This window comes from Variovorax paradoxus (assembly GCF_022009635.1).
Taxonomy (GTDB): domain Bacteria; phylum Pseudomonadota; class Gammaproteobacteria; order Burkholderiales; family Burkholderiaceae_C; genus Variovorax.
This window is the reverse complement of record NZ_CP091716.1, coordinates 2,143,762-2,162,654: the sequence shown is the minus strand read 5'-3', so window position 1 is coordinate 2,162,654 and position 18,893 is coordinate 2,143,762. Positions and strand designations below refer to the sequence as shown.

At 68.7% G+C, this 18,893-nt stretch carries 19 protein-coding genes; 18 read left to right on the top strand and 1 reads right to left on the bottom strand.

Translation table 11 applies throughout. From position 1 onward, the window contains the following. Positions 1 to 35: 35 nt before the first annotated feature. The 18 genes from L3V85_RS10100 to L3V85_RS10015 all read left to right on the top strand — a co-directional run bounded on the left by L3V85_RS10100 (position 36) and on the right by L3V85_RS10015 (position 18,632). Positions 36 to 6,062 (top strand): alpha-2-macroglobulin family protein, encoded by a 6,027-nt coding sequence (locus L3V85_RS10100; protein ID WP_237679172.1) that lies wholly within the window; start codon positions 36 to 38, stop codon positions 6,060 to 6,062. 22 nt (positions 6,063 to 6,084) lie between these two features. Then, entirely contained in the window at positions 6,085 to 6,732 is a 648-nt protein-coding gene (locus L3V85_RS10095; protein ID WP_237679171.1) for a hypothetical protein, read from the top strand. A gap of 3 nt (positions 6,733 to 6,735) precedes the next feature. Further along, positions 6,736 to 7,149, top strand: a complete 414-nt coding sequence (locus L3V85_RS10090; RefSeq protein WP_237679170.1) for a VOC family protein — start codon at positions 6,736 to 6,738, stop codon at positions 7,147 to 7,149. After that, positions 7,146 to 7,739 (top strand): hypothetical protein, encoded by a 594-nt coding sequence (locus L3V85_RS10085; protein ID WP_237679169.1) that lies wholly within the window; start codon positions 7,146 to 7,148, stop codon positions 7,737 to 7,739. Before L3V85_RS10090 ends, L3V85_RS10085 begins: the two co-directional genes overlap by 4 nt. A 1-nt stretch (position 7,740) precedes the next feature. After that, entirely contained in the window at positions 7,741 to 8,178 is a 438-nt protein-coding gene (locus L3V85_RS10080; protein WP_237679168.1) for a hypothetical protein, read from the top strand. Positions 8,179 to 8,238: 60 nt separating this feature from the next. Further along, complete coding sequence (locus tag L3V85_RS10075; RefSeq protein WP_237679167.1) at positions 8,239 to 8,607, top strand: nuclear transport factor 2 family protein; 369 nt, start codon at positions 8,239 to 8,241, stop codon at positions 8,605 to 8,607. A 141-nt stretch (positions 8,608 to 8,748) separates the two neighbouring features. Then, a complete protein-coding gene (gene blaOXA / locus L3V85_RS10070; protein WP_237679166.1) occupies positions 8,749 to 9,615 on the top strand; it encodes a class D beta-lactamase in 867 nt (288 codons plus the stop codon). 11 nt (positions 9,616 to 9,626) lie between these two features. Further along, positions 9,627 to 10,739 (top strand): serine hydrolase domain-containing protein, encoded by a 1,113-nt coding sequence (locus L3V85_RS10065; protein WP_237679165.1) that lies wholly within the window; start codon positions 9,627 to 9,629, stop codon positions 10,737 to 10,739. Positions 10,740 to 10,797: 58 nt separating this feature from the next. Next, on the top strand, positions 10,798 to 11,715 hold the full coding sequence (locus L3V85_RS10060) for a LysR family transcriptional regulator (protein WP_237679164.1): 918 nt from the start codon (positions 10,798 to 10,800) through the stop codon (positions 11,713 to 11,715). Between the two features lie 144 nt (positions 11,716 to 11,859). After that, positions 11,860 to 12,543 (top strand): DUF4286 family protein, encoded by a 684-nt coding sequence (locus L3V85_RS10055; protein ID WP_237679163.1) that lies wholly within the window; start codon positions 11,860 to 11,862, stop codon positions 12,541 to 12,543. 42 nt (positions 12,544 to 12,585) lie between these two features. Continuing rightward, a complete protein-coding gene (locus L3V85_RS10050) occupies positions 12,586 to 13,911 on the top strand; it encodes an MFS transporter (protein ID WP_414080203.1) in 1,326 nt (441 codons plus the stop codon). A 7-nt stretch (positions 13,912 to 13,918) separates the two neighbouring features. Further along, positions 13,919 to 14,638, top strand: coding sequence for a DUF2848 domain-containing protein (locus L3V85_RS10045; protein ID WP_237679162.1), 720 nt, complete (start codon positions 13,919 to 13,921; stop codon positions 14,636 to 14,638). 2 nt (positions 14,639 to 14,640) lie between these two features. Continuing rightward, positions 14,641 to 15,990, top strand: a complete 1,350-nt coding sequence (locus L3V85_RS10040) for an amidase (protein ID WP_414080202.1) — start codon at positions 14,641 to 14,643, stop codon at positions 15,988 to 15,990. Positions 15,991 to 16,058: 68 nt separating this feature from the next. Next, a complete protein-coding gene (locus L3V85_RS10035) occupies positions 16,059 to 16,661 on the top strand; it encodes a GNAT family N-acetyltransferase (RefSeq protein WP_237679161.1) in 603 nt (200 codons plus the stop codon). Then, a complete protein-coding gene (locus L3V85_RS10030; protein ID WP_237679160.1) occupies positions 16,658 to 17,152 on the top strand; it encodes a GNAT family N-acetyltransferase in 495 nt (164 codons plus the stop codon). Before L3V85_RS10035 ends, L3V85_RS10030 begins: the two co-directional genes overlap by 4 nt. Before the next feature lie 35 nt (positions 17,153 to 17,187). Next, a complete protein-coding gene (locus L3V85_RS10025; RefSeq protein WP_237679159.1) occupies positions 17,188 to 17,466 on the top strand; it encodes a DUF2277 domain-containing protein in 279 nt (92 codons plus the stop codon). Between the two features lie 85 nt (positions 17,467 to 17,551). Beyond that, a complete protein-coding gene (locus tag L3V85_RS10020) occupies positions 17,552 to 17,953 on the top strand; it encodes a GFA family protein (RefSeq protein ID WP_237679158.1) in 402 nt (133 codons plus the stop codon). A 52-nt stretch (positions 17,954 to 18,005) separates the two neighbouring features. Beyond that, entirely contained in the window at positions 18,006 to 18,632 is a 627-nt protein-coding gene (locus L3V85_RS10015) for a LysE family translocator (protein ID WP_237679157.1), read from the top strand. A gap of 12 nt (positions 18,633 to 18,644) precedes the next feature. Here L3V85_RS10015 and L3V85_RS10010 read toward each other — a convergent pair whose 3' ends face one another. Beyond that, positions 18,645 to 18,854, bottom strand: a complete 210-nt coding sequence (locus L3V85_RS10010; protein WP_237679156.1) for a hypothetical protein — start codon at positions 18,852 to 18,854, stop codon at positions 18,645 to 18,647. Positions 18,855 to 18,893 lie beyond the last annotated feature (39 nt).

The window sequence follows — 18,893 nt, the reverse complement described above, 5'->3', positions numbered from 1 at the left end:
CGCTGCGCGCTGCCTCTAGGTGGAGATACAAAAAAGTGAACCGTTTCCTTCCAACATTGCTCCTGGCCGGCGGCGCGCTCCTGTCCGGTCCGGGCCATGCCCTTCAGATCACCAGCCTCACGCCTCAAGGCGAGGTGGCGCGCGTGCGCCAGATCGTTGCCAAGTTCGACCAGCCCGCCGTCAATTTCGGCGACCCCAAGGCCCCCGCGCCGCTCGCCGTGAGCTGCACCGACGCGCAGGCCGGCAAGGGCACCGGCCGCTGGACCGACGCCAAGGCCTGGGTCTACGACTTCGAGAACGACCTGCCCCCCGGCGTGCGCTGCACCGTCACGCGCATCCCCACGTTCAAGCCCGCGAGCGGCGAACTGACCGGCCCCGAGCGCTACCAGTTCAACAGCGGCGGCCCGTTCGTGCGCGGCTACATGCCGGGCAGCTACAGCCGCATCGACGAGCAGCAGATGTTCGTGCTGGAGCTCAACGGCGCGGCCACGCTCGACAGCGTGCGCCAGAACGTCTGGTGCTCGGCCGACGGCGTGGGCGAGCGCATTCCGGTCAAGCTGCTCGACGGCGACCAGCGCGCCGGCCTGCTCAAGGCCTTCGGCCGCGACAAGGCCGCCGAGAAGGAACCGCTGCGCTTCATCACCATGCAGTGCAACCGCACGCTGACGCCCGGCGCCAAGGTGCAGATCGTCTACGGCAAGGGCGTGGCCACGCCCTCGGGCGTGCCCAACAACGTGGAGCGCCGCCTCGAATTCCAGGTGCGCGAGCCCTTCGCCGCATCGTTCACCTGCGAGCGCGAGAACGCGCAGGCCGCCTGCCTGCCGCTGCGCCCGATGCAGCTGAACTTCAACGCGCCGGTCACGCGCAAGCTGGCCGCGCAGATCGAGCTCAAGGGCGGGGACAAGACCGTCAAGGCCCAGCTGTCGGACGGCGGCGGCACGCAGAGCGACGACGACGTGGTCAACGACGTGTACTTCGGCCCGCCGCTGGCCGAGAGCACGCAGTTCAGCATCGAGCTGCCCTCCAAGTTCGAGGACGCCTCGGGCCGCCCGCTGGCCTCGCCCGGCAGCTTCCCCATGAAGGTGGGCACCGGCATGATGCCGCCGCTGGCCAAGTTCGCCGCCTCGCCCTTCGGCGTGGTCGAGCGCCTGGCCGAGCCCGACACCCCGGCCATGATGCCGGTCACGGTGCGCCGCGTGGAACCGCAACTGATGGTGCAGGCCCTCACGCCCGGCAAGGTCAGCGACATGAACCCGAAGACCGACGCGGAAATCATCGCGTGGTTCCGCAAGGTGCGCCGCTACGACAACTACACCATCTCGCGCGAACAGGCGCGCAAGGACGTCAAGGGCCCGCTGCCCCCGGTGATCGACAAGGACGACCGCACCACGCTGCAGACGCGCATGCTGTCGCTGCTGTCGGGCCAGGCGGGCGTGAAGACGCTGGACATGCCCAAGTCGGACGCCGGTGATCCGCGTCCCTTCGAAGTCATCGGCATTCCGCTGACGCCGGGCTTCCACGTGCTCGAGATCGCCTCGCAGAAGCTGGGCGAGGCCCTGCTCGACGAGCGCTACAACGCCGGCCGCACGATGTACGTGCGCACCACCGCGCTGGCCACCAACCTGGCGGTGCACTTCAAGCTGGGCCGCGAGAACTCCATGGCCTGGGTCACCACGCTCGACAAGGGCAAGGTCGTGGCCGGCGCCGAAGTGCGCGTGTCCAGCTGCGACGGCAAGGCCGTGGCCAGCGGCACCACCGACGCCAACGGCATCGTCATGCTCAACGGCATCTCGCCGCAGGCGCCGTCGTGCAACGGCCCGAACGAATACGACAGCGGCGCCTGGTTCGTCAGCGCCCGCGCCAAGGACGACAAGGGCGTGGAAGACCTCGCCTTCACCTGGAGCGACTGGCAGCGCGGCATCGAGCCCTGGCGCTTCAACGTGCCGACCAACCTGCAGGCCGAGCCCGACCGCATCGCCCACACCATCTTCGACCGCACGCTGCTGCGCGCCGGCGAGACGGTGTCGATGAAGAGCCTGATCCGCACGCAGACCAGCAAGGGTTTCGGCCTGCCCGAGAACCGCCCCGACACCCTGGTCATCACCCACGTGGGCAGCGGCCAGCGCTTCACCCAGCCGCTGAACTGGCGCAAGACCGCTACCGGCGGCCTGAGCGCGGAAAACAGCTTCGCCATTCCGCCCGCCGCCAAGCTCGGCGTGTACGAAGTGATGCTGCGCACCGGAGGCGGCAAGGACGGCGACAGCGAAGGCGACGGCGGAGATAACGGCGACGGGAGCTATGCCCGCAGCTTCAGCACCGGCATGTTCCGCGTCGAGGAATTCCGCCTGCCCGTGCTCGAAGGCCGCATCGCGCCCACCGAGAAGAAGCCGCTGGTGGCCGCCACCAGCGTGCCGACCGACGTGCAGATCAACTACGTGGCCGGCGGCGGCGCGGCCAACCTGCCGGTGCGCGTGTCGGCCATGGTGCGCGGCAAGAGCCTGAGCTTTGCCGACTACGACGCCTTCAGCTTCACCCCGCCGCGCGCCACGCAGGGCGACGGCACCGAGGCTGCAACGCCCGCGTCGGATTCGAACGCCGGCGAGGAAGACATCAACAGCGTGAGCGACACCCGCGTGATCGCCGACAAGCTGCCGCTCACGCTGAACAAGGACGGCGCCGGCAAGGTCACGATCGACAAGGTGCCCAAGGTCAAGTCCGCGCGCGAGCTGCTGCTCGAAGCCACCTACGCCGACCCGAACGGCGAAGTGCAGACCATCCGCAGCACGCAGACGCTGTGGCCGGCCTCCGTCATCGCGGGCATCAAGACCGAAGGCTGGGTTTCCACCAGCCAGAAGCTGAAGTTCCAGGCGCTCGCGCTCGACCTCACGGGCAAGCCCCAGGCCGGCGTGACGCTGAACGTGCGCGCCGTGGCGCGCATCACCACCACCAGCCGCAAGCGCATGGTGGGCGGCTTCTACACCTACGACAACAAGACCGAGACCAAGGACATCGGCACCGTGTGCAGCGGCAAGAGCGACGCGCGCGGCCTGCTGCTGTGCGAGTCGGAGCTGAAGGAAGCCGGCGAGGTCGAACTGATCGCCAGCGCCACCGACAGCGACGGCCGCGACGCCAAGGCCGTGAGCTCGGTCTACGTGACCAAGCAGGGCGAACTCTGGTTCGGCGGCGAGGACAACGACCGCATCGACGTGCTTCCCGAAAAGAAGAGCTACCAGCCCGGCGAGGTCGCCAAGTTCCAGGTGCGCAGCCCGTTCCGCTTCGCGACCGCGCTGGTCGCGGTGGAGCGCGAAGGCATCATCGAGACGCACGTGGTGCAGCTCGACGGCAAGGACCCGACCGTCACGCTCGAAGTGAAGCCCGAATGGGGCCCCAACGCCTACGTGAGCGTGCTCGCCCTGCGCGGCCGCCTGCGCGAAGTGCCGTGGTACAGCTTCTTCACCTGGGGCTTCAAGTCGCCGCGCGAGTGGTGGACGGCCTTCTGGTACGAAGGCAAGGAATACGTGGCGCCTACCGCCATGGTCGACCTGAGCAAGCCCGCCTACCGCCTGGGCATGGCCGAGATCCGCGTGGGCACGCAGGCCCACCAGCTGGACGTGACCGTCACCAGCGACAAGCCCAGCTACCCGATCCGCAGCAAGGCGCAGGTGACCATCAGCGCCAAGCTGCCCGACGGCAAGCCGGCGGCAGGCGCCGAAGTGGCGCTGGCCGCGGTCGACCAGGCCCTGCTGGAGCTGATGCCCAACGACAGCTGGAACCTGCTGACCGCCATGCTTCAGCGGCGCAGCTGGGGCGTGAGCACATCCACCGCGCAGATGGAAATCGTCGGCCGGCGCCACTACGGGCGCAAGGCCGTGCCCGCGGGCGGCGGCGGCGGCAAGGGCCAGACGCGCGAACTGCTCGACACCCTGCTGGTGTGGAACCCGAAGGTCATGCTCGACGCCAACGGCCAGGCCGTGGTGACGGTGCCGCTGAACGACGCGCTCACCACCTTCAAGATCGTGGCCGTGGCCGACTCGGGCGTGGGCCTGTTCGGCACCGGCCAGGCGAGCATCCAGGCCACGCAGGACCTGCAGATCATCAGCGGCCTGCCGCCGCTGGTGCGCGAGGACGACCAGTTCCGCGCGCAGATCACGCTGCGCAACACCACCCAGAAGCCGATGAAGGTCGAGGCCACGCCGCGCGCCACCCTGCTCACGCTGGAGCCGCAGACCGTGGACATCCCGGCCGGCGAGGCGCGTGAAGTCGCCTGGAACGTGACCGCGCCAGCGCAGCTCGCGCAGACGCGCGCCGAAGCCATCCTGTGGGAAATCGAGGCCAAGGACACCATCGGCGGCGCGCGCGACGCGCTCAAGGTGCGCCAGCGCATCGTGCCCTCGGTGCCGCTCACGGTGCAGCAGGCCACGCTGGTGCAGCTCGACGGGCCGTTCACGCTCGACGTGGCACCGCCCGCCGACGCCCTGCCCGGCCGCGGCGGCCTGAAGCTCTCTCTGCAGCCCAAGCTGGCCGAAGGCCTGCCGGGTGTGCGCGACTGGTTCGCGAACTACCCCTTCATCTGCCTCGAGCAGAAGACCAGCAAGTCGGTCGGCCTGCGCGACGCGAAGATGTGGCAGGGCGTGCTGGCCACCTTGCCCACTTACCTGGACAGCGACGGCCTGGCCAACTACTTCCCGCCGCGCGACGGCGAGGCCAACCGCGGCAGCGACATCCTCACCTCGTACCTGCTCGCGGCCACCAACGAAGCCGCCGCGCTCGACCCCGCCTTCGCGCTGGCCGACGACGTGCGCGCGCCGATGGAGTCGGGCCTGATCGCCTTCGTCGAAGGCCGCATCACGCGCGACTTCTGGAGCCCGCGCAAGGACCTGGACGTGCGCAAGCTCGCCGCGCTCGAAGCGCTCTCGCGCTACGGCAAGGCCAAGGGAAGCATGCTGGGCAGCATCACCATCGCGCCGAACCAGTGGCCCACCAGCGCGGTGATCGACTGGCTCAACATCCTCAAGCGCGTGCAGGACGTGCCGCAGCGCCAGCAGCGACTGGACGAAGCCAACAACGTGCTGAAGGCGCGCCTGTCGTACCAGGGCACCAAGCTGATCTTCAGCACCGAGCAGGACGACTACTGGTGGTGGCTGATGACCAACGGCGACGTCAACACCGCCCGCCTGCTGCTCAGCGTGATGGACGACCCGAGCTGGAAGGACGACATCGGCAAGCTGGCCAACGGCTTCATCGGCCGCCAGCAGAACGGTGCCTGGCACACCACCACCGCCAACCTGTGGGGCGGACTGGCGCTGGAGAAATTCAGCAAGGTGTTCGAGAGCACGCCGGTGTCGGGCATCACCGCCGCCACGCTCGGCGCGGTGAAGGCGCAGGTCGACTGGAGCAAGGTGGAGCGCGTGAAGGCCAGCGACCCGGCCGGCGCGCCCAACCAGACCACTTTCTTCGGCGCGCCCGCCTCGCCGGGCAACCTGAAGAACAACACGATGTTCCTGCCGTGGGCCGCTTCGCCTTCGGGCGCTCCGGTGCGCGACACGCTGCTGGTGACACAGCAGGGCACCGGCAAGCCGTGGCTCACGCTGCAGTCGATTGCCGCCGTGCAGCTGAAGGCGCCGTTCGCGGCCGGCTACGCCATCAAGAAGACCGTCACCCCGGTCGAGCAGGCCGTGGCCGGCAAGTACACGCGCGGCGACGTGCTGCGCGTGACGCTGGAGGTGAACGCCAGCGCCGACATGACCTGGGTCGTCATCAGCGACCCGATCCCGGGCGGTGCCACCATCCTGGGCAGCGGCCTGGGCCGCGACTCGCAGATCGCCACGCAGGGCGAGAAGAAGACCGGCGCCGGCTGGCCCGCGTTCGAGGAGCGCAGCTTCGAGGCCTTCCGCAGCTACTACGAGTATCTGCCCAAGGGCGTGGTGAAGATGGAATACACCGTGCGCCTGAACAACGTCGGCGACTTCGCACTGCCGCCGAGCCGCGTCGAAGCCATGTACGCGCCCGAGATGTTCGGCGAGACGCCGAACGCGCGGGTGAAGGTCGAGGCGGCGAAGTAGCCGCTTCGAAAGGGAGAACACCGTGGGCCTCGCTATCAGCATCGGCGTGCTCGCCGATCTGCTCGAACATGATCCCGAAGGGGCCGAATGGCTCCAGGAGGAATTGGCGGTGGTGAACAAGGTGCTGGCGGCGGCGGGCCTTCCGCCGCACGCCGAGCCCCGTGAACTGCCGCCGCTGCAATCGCGCGCGCGGATCGGCAGCTTTCCGTACTCGTTCATCCACTACCTGCGCCGGGCCTACGCGCACCGCGCGAACTCGCCCGGCTGGATGGCAACGCCGGTGGAGGACGGTGTCGACCCCTCGGAAGATCCGGTGGTGGAAGACGTGCTCTATAGCTCGCAGAGCCACCTGGTCTGCCACTCGGACGCGGAAGGCTTCTACGTGCCGGTCGATTTCGACGAGGTGCTGTATTCCGAACCCGACGGCGACGAGCAACTGGCCGGCGGCATGCTCGGCTCTTCCTACCGCCTGCTCGACGAACTCGTGCTGGTGGCGCCCGCGCTCGGCATCAGCCTCGTCGACGGCCAGCTGTCGGACGCGGAGGCCGAGCGAATCGGCAAGCTGATCGATGCCGACCAAGGCCTCTACCGGGAGTACGTGTCGTGGCTGCGGCTCTACGAATCGGCCCGGCTGAGCATCGCGCACAAGACGGCGATCGTCTTCAACTGAACCATGAACCCCTCCCCCATCGCGCGCCGGCTCGCCACCGTCACCCTGCTCGTGCGCGACTACGATGAAGCGATCCGCTTCTTCACCGAGGCGCTGCGCTTCGAGCTGATTGAAGACACACCGCGCGCCCCCGGCAAGCGCTGGGTGGTCGTCGCCCCCGCGCGCAACGCGGGTGCCGCGCTGCTGCTGGCCAAGGCGGTCACCGACGATCAGGAAGCCAGCATTGGCAGGCAGGCCGGGGGCCGCGTCTTCCTGTTCCTGCACACCTCGGACTTCGCGTCCGACCACGCCCACATGACGTCCCACGGCGTTCGCTTTCTCGAGGAGCCGCGCCACGAGCCGCACGGCATCGTGGCGGTCTTCCAGGATTTGTGCGGCAACAAGTGGGACCTGATCCAACCCGAAGACAACGCATGAGCGACAGCAGCACCACCGGCACCAGCCAAGCCCGCATCTTCTTCACCGGCAACCCCTGGCCCGAGGGCCATCCGGTGAAGGAATTTCGCTGGACCGCCGCCGTGCGCGACGGCCAGGTGTGGTTCGACCTGCATCTGCGCAGCGACGACTACGAGGCCGAGCGCGAGATCGAAGACCCCGAGGAAGAGGACGAGACCGAAGACGGCGAATACCGCGGCGACTGGCAGTCCGCTTCCGTCTGGACCAACTACCACCGCTGCACGCTTTCGTCGACGCACTGGGGCCAGGGCGACGGCTTCGCTGTCTTCGCGCTGGCCGACTACAGCCTCGAGAAGCTCGACGGCCTGGAGATCGTCGTGGACGAGCCGCCGCCCGAGGACATCGAGGACAACGTCTTCCACATCTACCTGCTGGGCCACGACGCGGCCGCGGCGCACCGCGTGCGCTTCGACCGCATTCCGGGCAGCGACCGCTTCAACATCACCTGGACCGGCAGGATCGCGCTGGCCTACACGGGCGACTACGAATACAAGTACGAGTTCGCCGCCCACCTGTACGACGTGCAAGCGCCCTCGCTGTCAGGACTTTGAAATGAAAGACATGCGCTTCGCGCTCGCCGGCCTTCTGCTGCTGCCCTTGTCCGCATTGGCCGCATCGGGCGATGCGCCTGTGTCGGTCGACTACCGCTGCCTGACGGAATCGGCCGCGCAGACGATCCGCCTGGAATGGCGCATCTTTTCCGACCCCAACAGCAACTGGTCCGGTGGCTACGTCAGGTACAAGGGTTCGTCGAAGGTGATACCGATCGTGCCGGTGAAGAGCGAGGTCGGCGACAAGCCCGAAGGGCGGCCGTGGGAATACATCACCACCTGGGCGGAGATCGTCGACGGGCGCATCGCAGGCCAGTACGTGGTGACGACCCAGGGCGCGAACATCTACGGCTTCGACTACAAGAATCTGCGCAACGGCAAGCAGTATTCGTTCTCGCAGGACATCGGCTCCGACGACGGCAAGAAGTGCAGTTGGTAACCGCCGGAATCCATCGCATCGGCCTAAACTGCCTGTCCCCTCTTCCTCAGGAGACAGGCCATGACCACGCTTGAAATCGCGAACCAGCTCGTCGCGTTGTGCCGGCAGGGAAAGTTCGAAGACGCGAAATCGCTCTATGCCGATGACGCCGTGAGCGTCGAGGCGGGCGCGCCGCCGGGCGGCCAGCGAGAGGCGGTGGGCCTGGCGGCCATCGAGGCCAAGGGCAAGTGGTGGACCGACAACCACGAAGTGCATTCGTTCAAGATCACGGGTCCCTGGCCGCACGACGACCGCTTCATCGTCGGCTTCGAGTTCGACGTGACCATGAAGGCCACCGGCCAGCGTTTCAAGATGGAAGAAGCCGGCCTGTACACGGTGCGCAATGGCGCGATCGTGCGGGAAGAATTTTTCTATTCGATGGGCGGTTAGCCACCCCTTCCATTACGGGCGTAACCGGCGTAACGGTTACGCCGGTTACGGCAGTGACGACAAGCATTGCCGCCCGCGTTGTCGCGGCGCGAGGGTGGCCGGAAGATTCGCGTCGTCTCAACTTCCGCTTCCCGCGCTTCCATGCCCTCTTTCACACCCGACGAACAACGCCGCGCCCTGCTGCTTCGTGGCGGCGCAACCATCGCCGCGCTCGCCACCACCTGGCACGGCGGCCTGGCCCATGCGGCCACCACGCCCGATGCAGCCATCGAAGAGCGAGCGGATCTGGCCAGGCATTTCACCGCCGCGGGCATGCCCGGCACCTTCGCGCTGTTCGACGCCGCCACGACCAAGCTCACGCTGGTCGACGCCAAGCGCGCGGGCCAGCGCTTCGTGCCCGCCTCGACCTACAAGATTCCCAACAGCCTGATCGCGCTCGAGACCGGCGCGGTGAAGAACATCGACGAAGTGCTTCCTTACGGTGGCAAGCCGCAGCGCCGCCAAGAGTGGGCGCACGACATGAACCTGCGCGATGCGATTCGCGTGTCGAACCTGCCTGTCTACCAGGGGGTGGCGCGTCGCATCGGCATGGCGCGCATGAAAGAGTGGATCGCGCGCCTGCACTACGGCAACGAAGCGCTGGGCGACGTGGTCGACCGTTTCTGGCTCGACGGGCCGCTGAAGATTTCCGCGATAGAGCAGGCGCGCTTTCTCGCGCGGCTCGGACAGCGCCAGTTGCCGCTGTCCGCACGCACGCAGGACATGGTGCACGACATCACCCTCATCGAGAAAACGCCGACGCATGCGCTGCACGCCAAGACGGGCTGGTACTACAAGCCGCCGGAGTCGCTCGGCTGGTGGGTGGGATGGGTCACGGGCGCGGACGGCAACGTGAAGAGCTTCGCGCTCAACATGGACATGCGCCGCGACGAAGATGCGCCGAAGCGCCTGACAATCGGCCGCGCGCTGCTGGCCGACCTGGGCGTGATGCCGGACACGACACGCTGATGCGGCGCAGCATGCTCCGCCCCCGCTTCATCGCATGCGCCGTTGCGGCACTGCTCGCCACGGTCTCTTCGCAGGCGGAACCGCTGAGCTTCGCCACGCCGCCGGCCGAGATCGCCGCGCGCGTGATGCACGACGCGCCCGGCAGCATCGTGGTCGGCGTCTCGCGCCAGGGCAATGCGCGCTTCGCGATGCAGCACAACAGCGTCGCGCAGGTCGGCCCGGTGCGGGAGATCGCGGCGGACGGGCAGCCGATCTTCGAAGTCGGCTCTATCAGCAAGCTCTTCACCGGCGTGTTGCTGGCACAGGCGGTCGAGCGCGGCGACCTGTCGCTCGACGACACGCTCGGCACACTGCTGGCCGGCCAGGTGACGCTGCCGTCCGAGGTCGCCTCCATCACGCTTCGGCAACTGGTGACGCACACCGCCTGCCTGCCCGGCATGCTGCCGGGTTCGCCCTCGATGACCGACGGCAACCCGTTCGCGCGCACCGATCGCAATCGCTTGCTCACGGGCCTGTCGACGCTGAAGCTCGACCGCGCACCGCCCTGCAATGGCCCCTACAGCAGCCTGGGACTGGGCCTGCTCGGGCAGGTGCTCGCGGACCATTACGGCAAGCCCTGGGAAATGCTGGTGCAGGAGAACATCGCAGCGCCGCTGGGCATGAAGGACACGATGCAGCATCTCGGCTCGGAGACCACCCGCCTCGCGCCCGGCTACGAGGACAAGGCGCCGCGCGCACCATGGGACTTCGACGCGCTCGCGGGTGCCGGCGCCCTGCGTTCCACGGCGGCCGACCTGCTGGTGTTCGCGCGCGCACTCATGGCCGGCCGCAAGGGTCCGCTGGGCGCGGCGGCGGAACGCGCGCTCGCGCCGCTGGGCCATGACGACAAGTACGAGTTGGGCTACGCCATCCGCATCCGCGAGAAGGCCGGCCGCACGCTCTACTTTCATACCGGTCAGACGGGCGGCTATCGCGCGCTGCTGGTGTTCGCGCCGGCCACGCAGGAGGCGGCGGTGATGGTGGCCAGCAATGCATCGGCGGGAGCTGCGCGCATGGCGGACGACATCACGGCGGAACCGCCAGTTCGGCGATATCGACCGCGGCGCAGCCACGGCCAACCGTAAGTGCACTTGCCGAGGGCGGCCGGATCGAATACCGGCAAAATGCCCCGCAGGTGCCCTCATGAATACAAGATTTGTCGAAGCCTTCCTCTGGGCCGCGCGGCTCGGCAGCTTCCGCGCGGCCAGCGACCGGCTCCACATCACGCAGGCGGCGGTGTCCAACCGCGTCGCCTCCCTCGAAGAAGACATCGGCGCGCGCCTGTTCGAACGCGACGCGCGCGAGCTGCGGCTCACGCCGGTGGGCGTGCGGCTCATGGACTACGGCGAACGGCTGCTCGAGCTGCGCCGCGAGATCGTCTCGCTCGGCCGTCCGCGCGAAGACCTCCTCGGCCTCGTGCGCATCGGCGCCATCGAGACCGTGGTCCACACCTGGCTGCTGGGCTTTCTCACCAACCTGCGCTCCACCTACCCGGGCATCGAGGTGCAGCTGACCTCCGAGACCACGCTGGCGCTGCACCGCGGCCTGCGCGAAGGCGCGCTGGACATCGCGCTGCAGACCGACCACATCGCCGGCGCGGGCATCGTGAGCACGCCCTGCCTTCCGATGCCGATGGGCTGGGTCGGCGCACCGGGCGCGGAGCCGGTGCAGACCGTCGACCAGCTGCTGCGCCAGCCCGTGCTGACCATGAGCCCCGGCTCGCAACCGCACGAGGCGCTCAAGAACCTCTACCGCGCCGTCGGCATTCCGCTGGGCAAGGTGCACTGCGTGAGCTCGATCTCCGCGCTGGCGCGGCTGGTGAAGGCGGGCTTCGGCAACGCGCTGGTGCCGCTGCCGCCGGTGTACGAATACGTGGCGGCCGGGGACGTGCGCATCGTCGAGTGCGACGCGCTCATCTCGCCGCAACGACTGGTGGTGAGCCACCTGGAGGCGGCCGATTCCGACGCCATCCGCCTCGTGGCCGAGCTGGCCTGCCGCGCGTCCGACCAGTTCACGGCCTCCGCCGTCGCACCAACCTGGCGCGGAACGACAGAGGGTTAACCCTCAAAACAGCGCATTCATGCCCCATGAAGGGGCCAGTAATTCTTGTGGCTGTCGCCCAGAAAAACTCGTTTGTGACAGCACGGCCCCGCGGCGGAAGATCGCGCCTTCATTTTTCGAAGGCCCGCCCGCCCCTGTGCCGCCATGACCGCAACCGACTCCATCCTCTCTACTGAAACCGCCACGGCGAACATCAACGGCCTGCTGTTCGTCGCCTCCGACGTCGATCCCGCCGACGACGCCGACTTCAACCGCTGGTACGACCGCGAGCACGTGGAAGAGCGCGTGCGCATCCCCGGCTTTCTCTCGGGCGCGCGCTACTTCTCGCTCGAAGGCGGACGCAAGTACCTGGGCCTGTACCGCACCGAATCGCTGGCCGTGTTCCGTTCCGCCGGCTACCGCGCCGCATTCGAGAAGCAGACACCCTGGTCGGTCGCCAACCTCGACCGCATGCGCCAGCCGATCCGCCGCGTGTGCGCCGTGCAGGCCGTCACCGGCTTCGGCAGCGGCAGCCACGCCGTGGTGCTGCCGCTGGCAGCGGCAGCCGAAGCGCCTGTCGCTGGCGCGGAACGCGCCGGACGCCAGTTGGCCGAGCAGGCAGGCTTCGTGCAGTCGTACCTGCTCGTGCCCGACGCCACGCTCAGCACGCCGCTGCCGCGTGAAGCCACCGAAGGCCGCGTGCTGCAGCCCATGCTGGTCGTCGAGACCAGCAGCGCCGACGCCGCCCGCGCCGCGCGCGCCACGGCGGCCGCCGCGCTCGACGCCGACCCCGCCACCGGCTGGCTGCTCGCGCTCGGCTGGAAGCTGAGCGCGGCCGAGCTGCGCTGACCCGATCCGACTTTCATGTCTCCACCGAACAAAGGTATCTCCATGACCGAACATGTTCTTCCCTCGCCGGCCACCGCTGGCGCCGCGCCCGCCGCGCCGCCCCCGAAGATGGGCCGGCTGGCCATGGCCAGCTCCATCGGCACCACGCTGGAGTGGTATGACTTCACCGTCTACAACATCATGGCGGCGCTGGTCTTCAACGCGGTGTTCTTCCCGTCGTTCGACCCGCTGACCGGCACCATCCTGGCCTTCTCGACCTACGCGGTCGGCTACATCTCGCGCCCGCTGGGCGGCGTGGTATTCGGCCACCTGGGCGACCGGCTGGGCCGCCGCTTCGTGCTGGTGGCCACGCTGGTCATCATGGGCGTTTCCACCGGCCTGATGGGCCTCCTGCCCACCTACGCGACATGGGGCATCTGGGCGCCCGTGACGCTGGTCGCGTTGCGCTTCGTGCAGGGCGTGGCGCTCGGCGGCGAATGGGCCGGCGCGGTGCTGCTGTCGATGGAACACGGCAAACCCGACGAGCGCGGCCGCAATGCCTCGTTCACGCAGGTCGGCCCGTCGTGCGGCACGCTGATCGGCACCGGCTTCATCGCCATCGTGTCGGCCTGGCTGAGCCCGGAAGACTTCCAGAGCTGGGGCTGGCGCATTCCGTTCATCTCCAGCGTCGCGCTGGTGCTGTTCGGCCTGTGGCTGCGCCGCGGTGTCGACGAGACGCCGGTGTTCCGCGAGATGGAAGAGAGGAAGGCCACCGCCAAGACGCCCATCAAGGAAGTGTTCACGCAGCACTGGCGCAGCCTGCTGGTGGCCGGCGGCTCGCGCATCGGCTCCGACGTGCTGTATGCGCTGGTGGTGGTGTTCACCCTGACCTACGTGACCACGGTGCTGCACCTGTCGCGTCCGCTGGCGCTCACCGCCACCATGATCGGCGCGGCCTGCAACGCGGTTGCGGTGCCGTGGTTCGGCAGCCTGTCGGACCGCATCGGCCGCCGCCCGGTCTACATTGCCGGCGCGCTGCTGGGCATGGTGTGGGCCTTCGTGTTCTTCGTGCTGATGGACAGCGCGCACCCGATCGCCATCTGCGCGGCGGTGGTGGTGGGCCTGTTGATCCACGCAATGATGTACGGCCCGCAGGCCGCCTTCGTGACCGAGCAGTTCCCCGGCCGCGTGCGCTATGCCGGCGCCTCGCTCGCCTACACGCTGGCGGGCATCCTGGGCGGCGGCTTCGCGCCGCTGATCATCGCGAGCCTGTTCAAGTCGTGGGGCAGCACCGCCGCCGTGTCGCTGTACGTGGTGGCCGCACTGGGCGTGACGCTGATCGCCCTGCTGGTGGCCCGCGAAACCGCCAAGCGCCCCCTGGAAAGCTGAGACACACATGAGCTTGAATCTGCGTTTTGCCTGCGAGACCGTCGAAGCCGACGGCAACCGCACCACCGCCCTGCACACCGTCGCGCCCAGCGCGCTGGTGGTGGCCGGCTGGACCGGCCGCGACGTCGCGGCCATCGAACACCACATCGAAGAGCTGGCCGCGCTCGGCGTGCCGCGCCCTTCGAGCGTGCCGCTGTACTACCGCGTCGCCACGCAACTGCTGACCCAGTCGCCCGCCATCGAGGCACTGGGCGACCAGAGCTCGGGAGAGGCGGAGCCGGTGTTCTTCTTCTCGCGCGGCGAGTGGTGGCTGAGCGTGGCCTCGGACCACACCGACCGGCATGTCGAGAGCTACTCCGTGGCCGTGTCGAAGCAGATGTGCGCGAAGCCGGTGGCCGAGACCGCCTGGCGCTGGTCCGACATCGCGGCGCACCAGGACTCGCTGGAGCTGCGCTCGCGCATCTTCGAGGACGGCCGCTGGGTCGACTACCAGCGCGGCACGCTCGCATCGATCCGCCCGCTGGCCGCACTGCGCGAAGGCATGGCCCATGCCGACATCGCGCCCGAAGGCCTGTTCATGACCTGCGGCACGCTCGGCGCGCTGCCCAACGCGAAGGGCGAAGGCATCCGCCCCGCCGCGCAGATGGAAATCGAACTGCACGACCCGCTGCTGCGCCGGCGCATCGTGCATCGCTATGCGGTCGAAGCACTGCCCGTGGTGGCCTGACGATGAACGACGACTTCACCATCTCCTTCCTGCGCGCACGCATCGCGCGCGGCGAGCTGTCGCACGAAGCGCTGGTCGAGCAGGTGCTCGAAGCGGCCGGGCAGCCCGCCGCACAGCACGTGTTCACCCGGCTCTACGCCGACGCGGCACTCGCCGCCGCGCGCCATGCCGACGCGGCGCGCAAGGCCGGCCTCGAGCTGCCAACACTCGCCGGCCTGCCCGTGTCGGTCAAGGACCTCTACGACATCGCCGGCGAGACCACCATGACCGGCTCCGCCGTGTGCGCGGGCGAACCGGCGGCCGCGCACGACGCGGCGGCTGTCGCGCGGCTGCGCACGCAGGGCGCGGCCATCGTCGGCAAGACCAACATGACCGAGTTCGCGTTCTCGGGCGTGGGCATCAACCCGCACTACGGCACGCCGCGCAATCCGGCCGACGCGCAGACGCCGCGCATTCCGGGCGGTTCGTCGTCGGGAGCGGCGGTGTCGGTCGCGCTCGGTCTCGCGGTGGCCGGGCTGGGTTCTGACACCGGCGGCTCGATCCGCATTCCCGCCGCGCTGTGCGGCATCGTCGGCTTCAAGAGCACGCAGTCGCGCGTGCCGCGCACCGGCGCCTTCGAACTCGCGCGCTCGCTCGACACCGTCTGCGCCATGGCCCGCAGCGTGGAAGACTGCCTGACAGCGGATGCCGCCATTGCCGACGCGCCGCTCGCGGTGCGCCGTCGCCCGCTGCAGGGCATGCGCCTGGCGGTGCCGCGCACGCTGATGTTCGACGACATCGAGCCGGCAGTGGCCGCCGCCTTCGAACGCGCATTGCAGGCGTTGTCGAAAGCCGGCGCGCAGGTGGTGGACATCACGCTGGCCGAGCTCGCCGAGATCGCGACCGTCAACGCACCCGGCGGTTTCTCGCCGGTAGAAGCCGCCGCCGTGCACCGCGAGCGCTTTGCCGCCAAGCGTGACGGCTTCGACGCCCGCGTGGCCGCGCGCATCGCGCTCGGCACCGAAGTGCGCGCCGCCGACTACATCGCCATGCAGGATCGTCGGCGCGACTGGATCGGCCGCGTCGAACATGCCATCGAAGGCTTCGACGCCCTCGTGTGCCCGACCGTGCCCATCGTCGCACCGCCCATCGCCGCGCTGGCGGAAGACGCGGCCTTCTTCAAGGCCAACGGCCTGCTGCTGCGCAACACCTTCGCGATCAACCTGCTCGACGGCTGCGCCTTCAGCCTGCCCTGCCATGCGACGGGCGAACTGCCGGTCGGGCTGATGCTGGCTTCGGTACGCGGCGACGACGCGCGGCTGGCGGCGGTGGCGCTGGCGGTGGAGGCGGCCTTGTCGGCGCAGCGCCGGTAGACGCGCGCGCCGCTTTTCCGGGCCGGGGAGTCAGGTCCGCGGGGCCGTCATCGGCTATGGTCTTGCGCATGTCGCACTCACAGCCCACCCTTGAAGGCCCCCGGATCGCTCTTCGCCCGCTGCTCGCCTCCGACGCGGCCGCCCTCGTCGATGCCGCCGCCGACGGCGAACTCTGGAACCTGCCGTTCACGGTCGTGCCCTCGGCCGCGACGGTCGACGCCTACCTGCGAACCGCGCTCGACGGCCGCGCCGCGGGCAGCGTGATGCCGTTCGCCACCTTGATCCGAGAGACCGGCCGCGTGATCGGCTCCACCCGCTTCTGGAAGATCGACCGGATCAATCGTAAGCTCGAAATCGGCAGCACCTGGATCTCGGCTTCCTGGCAGAAGACCTTCGTCAACACCGAGGCCAAGTACCTCATGCTGCGCCACGCCTTCGAAGAGATGGCCTGCGTGCGCGTGCAGCTCACCACCGACGAGATCAACGCGAAGTCGCGCGCGGCCATCCTGCGGTTGGGCGCCAAACAGGAAGGCATCGTCCGCCACGAGCGGATCATGCCGGACGGACGCAAGCGCAACTCGGTGCGCTTCAGCATCATCGACGACGAGTGGCCGGAAGTGAAAGCCCGGCTCGAGGCCCGTCTTCACGCATCGCAGGAGCCCAAGCCATGAGCCAGATCGAGGTCGTCCCCACGGACGAATCCCATTTCGAAAGCCTGCACCGTGCGCTCGATGTCGTCGCCCGCGAGCACAAGTACCTCGCGCTGACCGAGGCGCCGCCTCTGGCGCAATCGGTCGCCTTCTACCGCAACGTGATCGCCAGCGGCTTTCCGCACCTCGTGGCGGTAGATGGCGAGCGGGTGGTCGGCTGGTGCGACGTGTCGCCCCTCTTCGGCCATTCGCGCGCGCACATCGGCGTGCTGGGCATCGCGCTCCTGCCCGAGGCGCGCGGACAGGGCTTGGGCGCCCGGCTGCTGCAGGCCGCCATCGACCGGTCGTGGGCGCGCGGGCTGACCCGCATCGCGCTGCACGTGCGCGCGGACAACCTCAACGCCAAGGCGCTGTACGAGCGGCTCGGCTTCGAGCACGAAGGCATCGTGCGCCGCGCCAGCCTGATCGACGGCGTCTATCACGACGCCCATGCGATGGCCCTGCTTCGCTAGACTGGCGCGATCTCGACTTCGAACGGAGAGCTCCCATGTGCCGCAGCATCAAGACCCTCTACAACTTCGAGCCCCCCGCCACCGAGCAGGAGATCCGCGCCGCCGCGCTGCAGTTCGTGCGCAAGCTCAGCGGCTTCAGCGTGCCGTCGAAGGCCAACGAAGAAGCCTTCGAGCGCGCGGTCGACGAGGTGGCGGCAACCGCGGCCCGGCTGATCGAGTCGATGGTCACGACGGCCGAACCCAAGGACCGCGCGGTCGAGGCCGAGCGCGCCAAGGCCCGCTCGGCGGCGCGCTTCGGCGCCGTGCCCGGCTGAAAAACCCCGCCGCTGCCCGACGGCACGGCATTTGATATGGTGCTTGCCGGCTGCTCCATCGATCGGGAGCGGCGAGAAAAAGCACATGAAAAAGACCTACACCGGTGGCTGCCACTGCGGCGCCGTGCGATTCGAAGCCGACATCGACCTCAGCCTGGGCACCCTGCGCTGCAACTGCGCCATCTGCACGCAAACCCGCTTCTGGCCGGCCATCGTCGCGACCGACGCATTCCGGCTGATCGAAGGCGAATCCGAACTCAGCGAGCAGATGCTCGACACCCGCAACAGCCACTACATCGTCTGCAAGCACTGCAGCGTGCGCTCTTTCGGCGTGGGCCATTCGCCCGAGACCGGCGCGAGCGCCTACGGCGTGAACGTGACTTGCCTGGACGACGTGGACCTCGACGACCTCGCCAACTCGCCGATCAGCTACGTGGACGGACACCGCGGCACCTGGCACGTGGCGCGAACGGCCATCGGCACCTGAGCAAGAGAAGAAAAGCTTTCCGCAAGAACAACCACCATCTGGAGACAAGCACATGCCCATCGAACTCTGGCTCGCCTTCGTCGCGGCCTCCGTCGTCCTGCTGATCATTCCGGGGCCGACCATCCTCACGGTCATCAGCTATTCGATGTCGCACGGCCGCCGCGCCAACGTGCCGCTGGTGGCGGCCGTGGCGCTCGGCGACTCCACCGCGCTGGTGGTGTCGCTGCTGGGCCTTGGCGCGCTGCTCTCGGCCTCGGCCTTCTGGTTCACGGTGGTGAAGTGGGCGGGCGGCCTTTATCTGCTGTACCTGGGCATCAAGCTGCTGCGGGCCGGCATCTCGCCGAGCGAAATCGCCAAGCCTGCGGCGCCCGTTTCGCGCTGGCGGCTGTTCGCCAACACCTACCTGGTGACGGCGCTGAACCCCAAGGGCATCGTTTTCTTCGTGGCCTTCCTGCCGCAGTTCATCAGCCCGACCGTGGACGTGACGCGGCAGATGTGGGTGCTGGCCCTGACCTTCGTGGCGCTGGCCGCGACCAACGCCACGCTCTACGCGGTGTTCGCGGCATCGGCGCGCAAGCTGCTTTCTTCGCCGCGCGCGCAGAGGCGCTTCAATCTCGCGGGCGGCTCGCTGCTGAGCGCGGCGGGCATCTGGGCGCTGATGGCGCGCAGGCCCGGCTGAAGCGGCGCGTAATCAGTTGCGGTACGGATTATTCGGCGCGCGGTCGTAGCGGTTGGGCACACCGTCGCCGTCCCTGTCGCGGTCGTAGCGATTCGGCACGCCGTCGCGGTCGCGGTCGCCGTATTGAGCGCGCGGCGGCGGCGGGCGGTCGTAGACCGGGGTCACGCAGCCGGCCAGGATGGCAGAGGCGGCCAGGAGTAGCGCCAGTGTCTTCGTCGTCATGAGAGTTCTCCTGATAGTGGTTGTGGGACCGGCGATCGC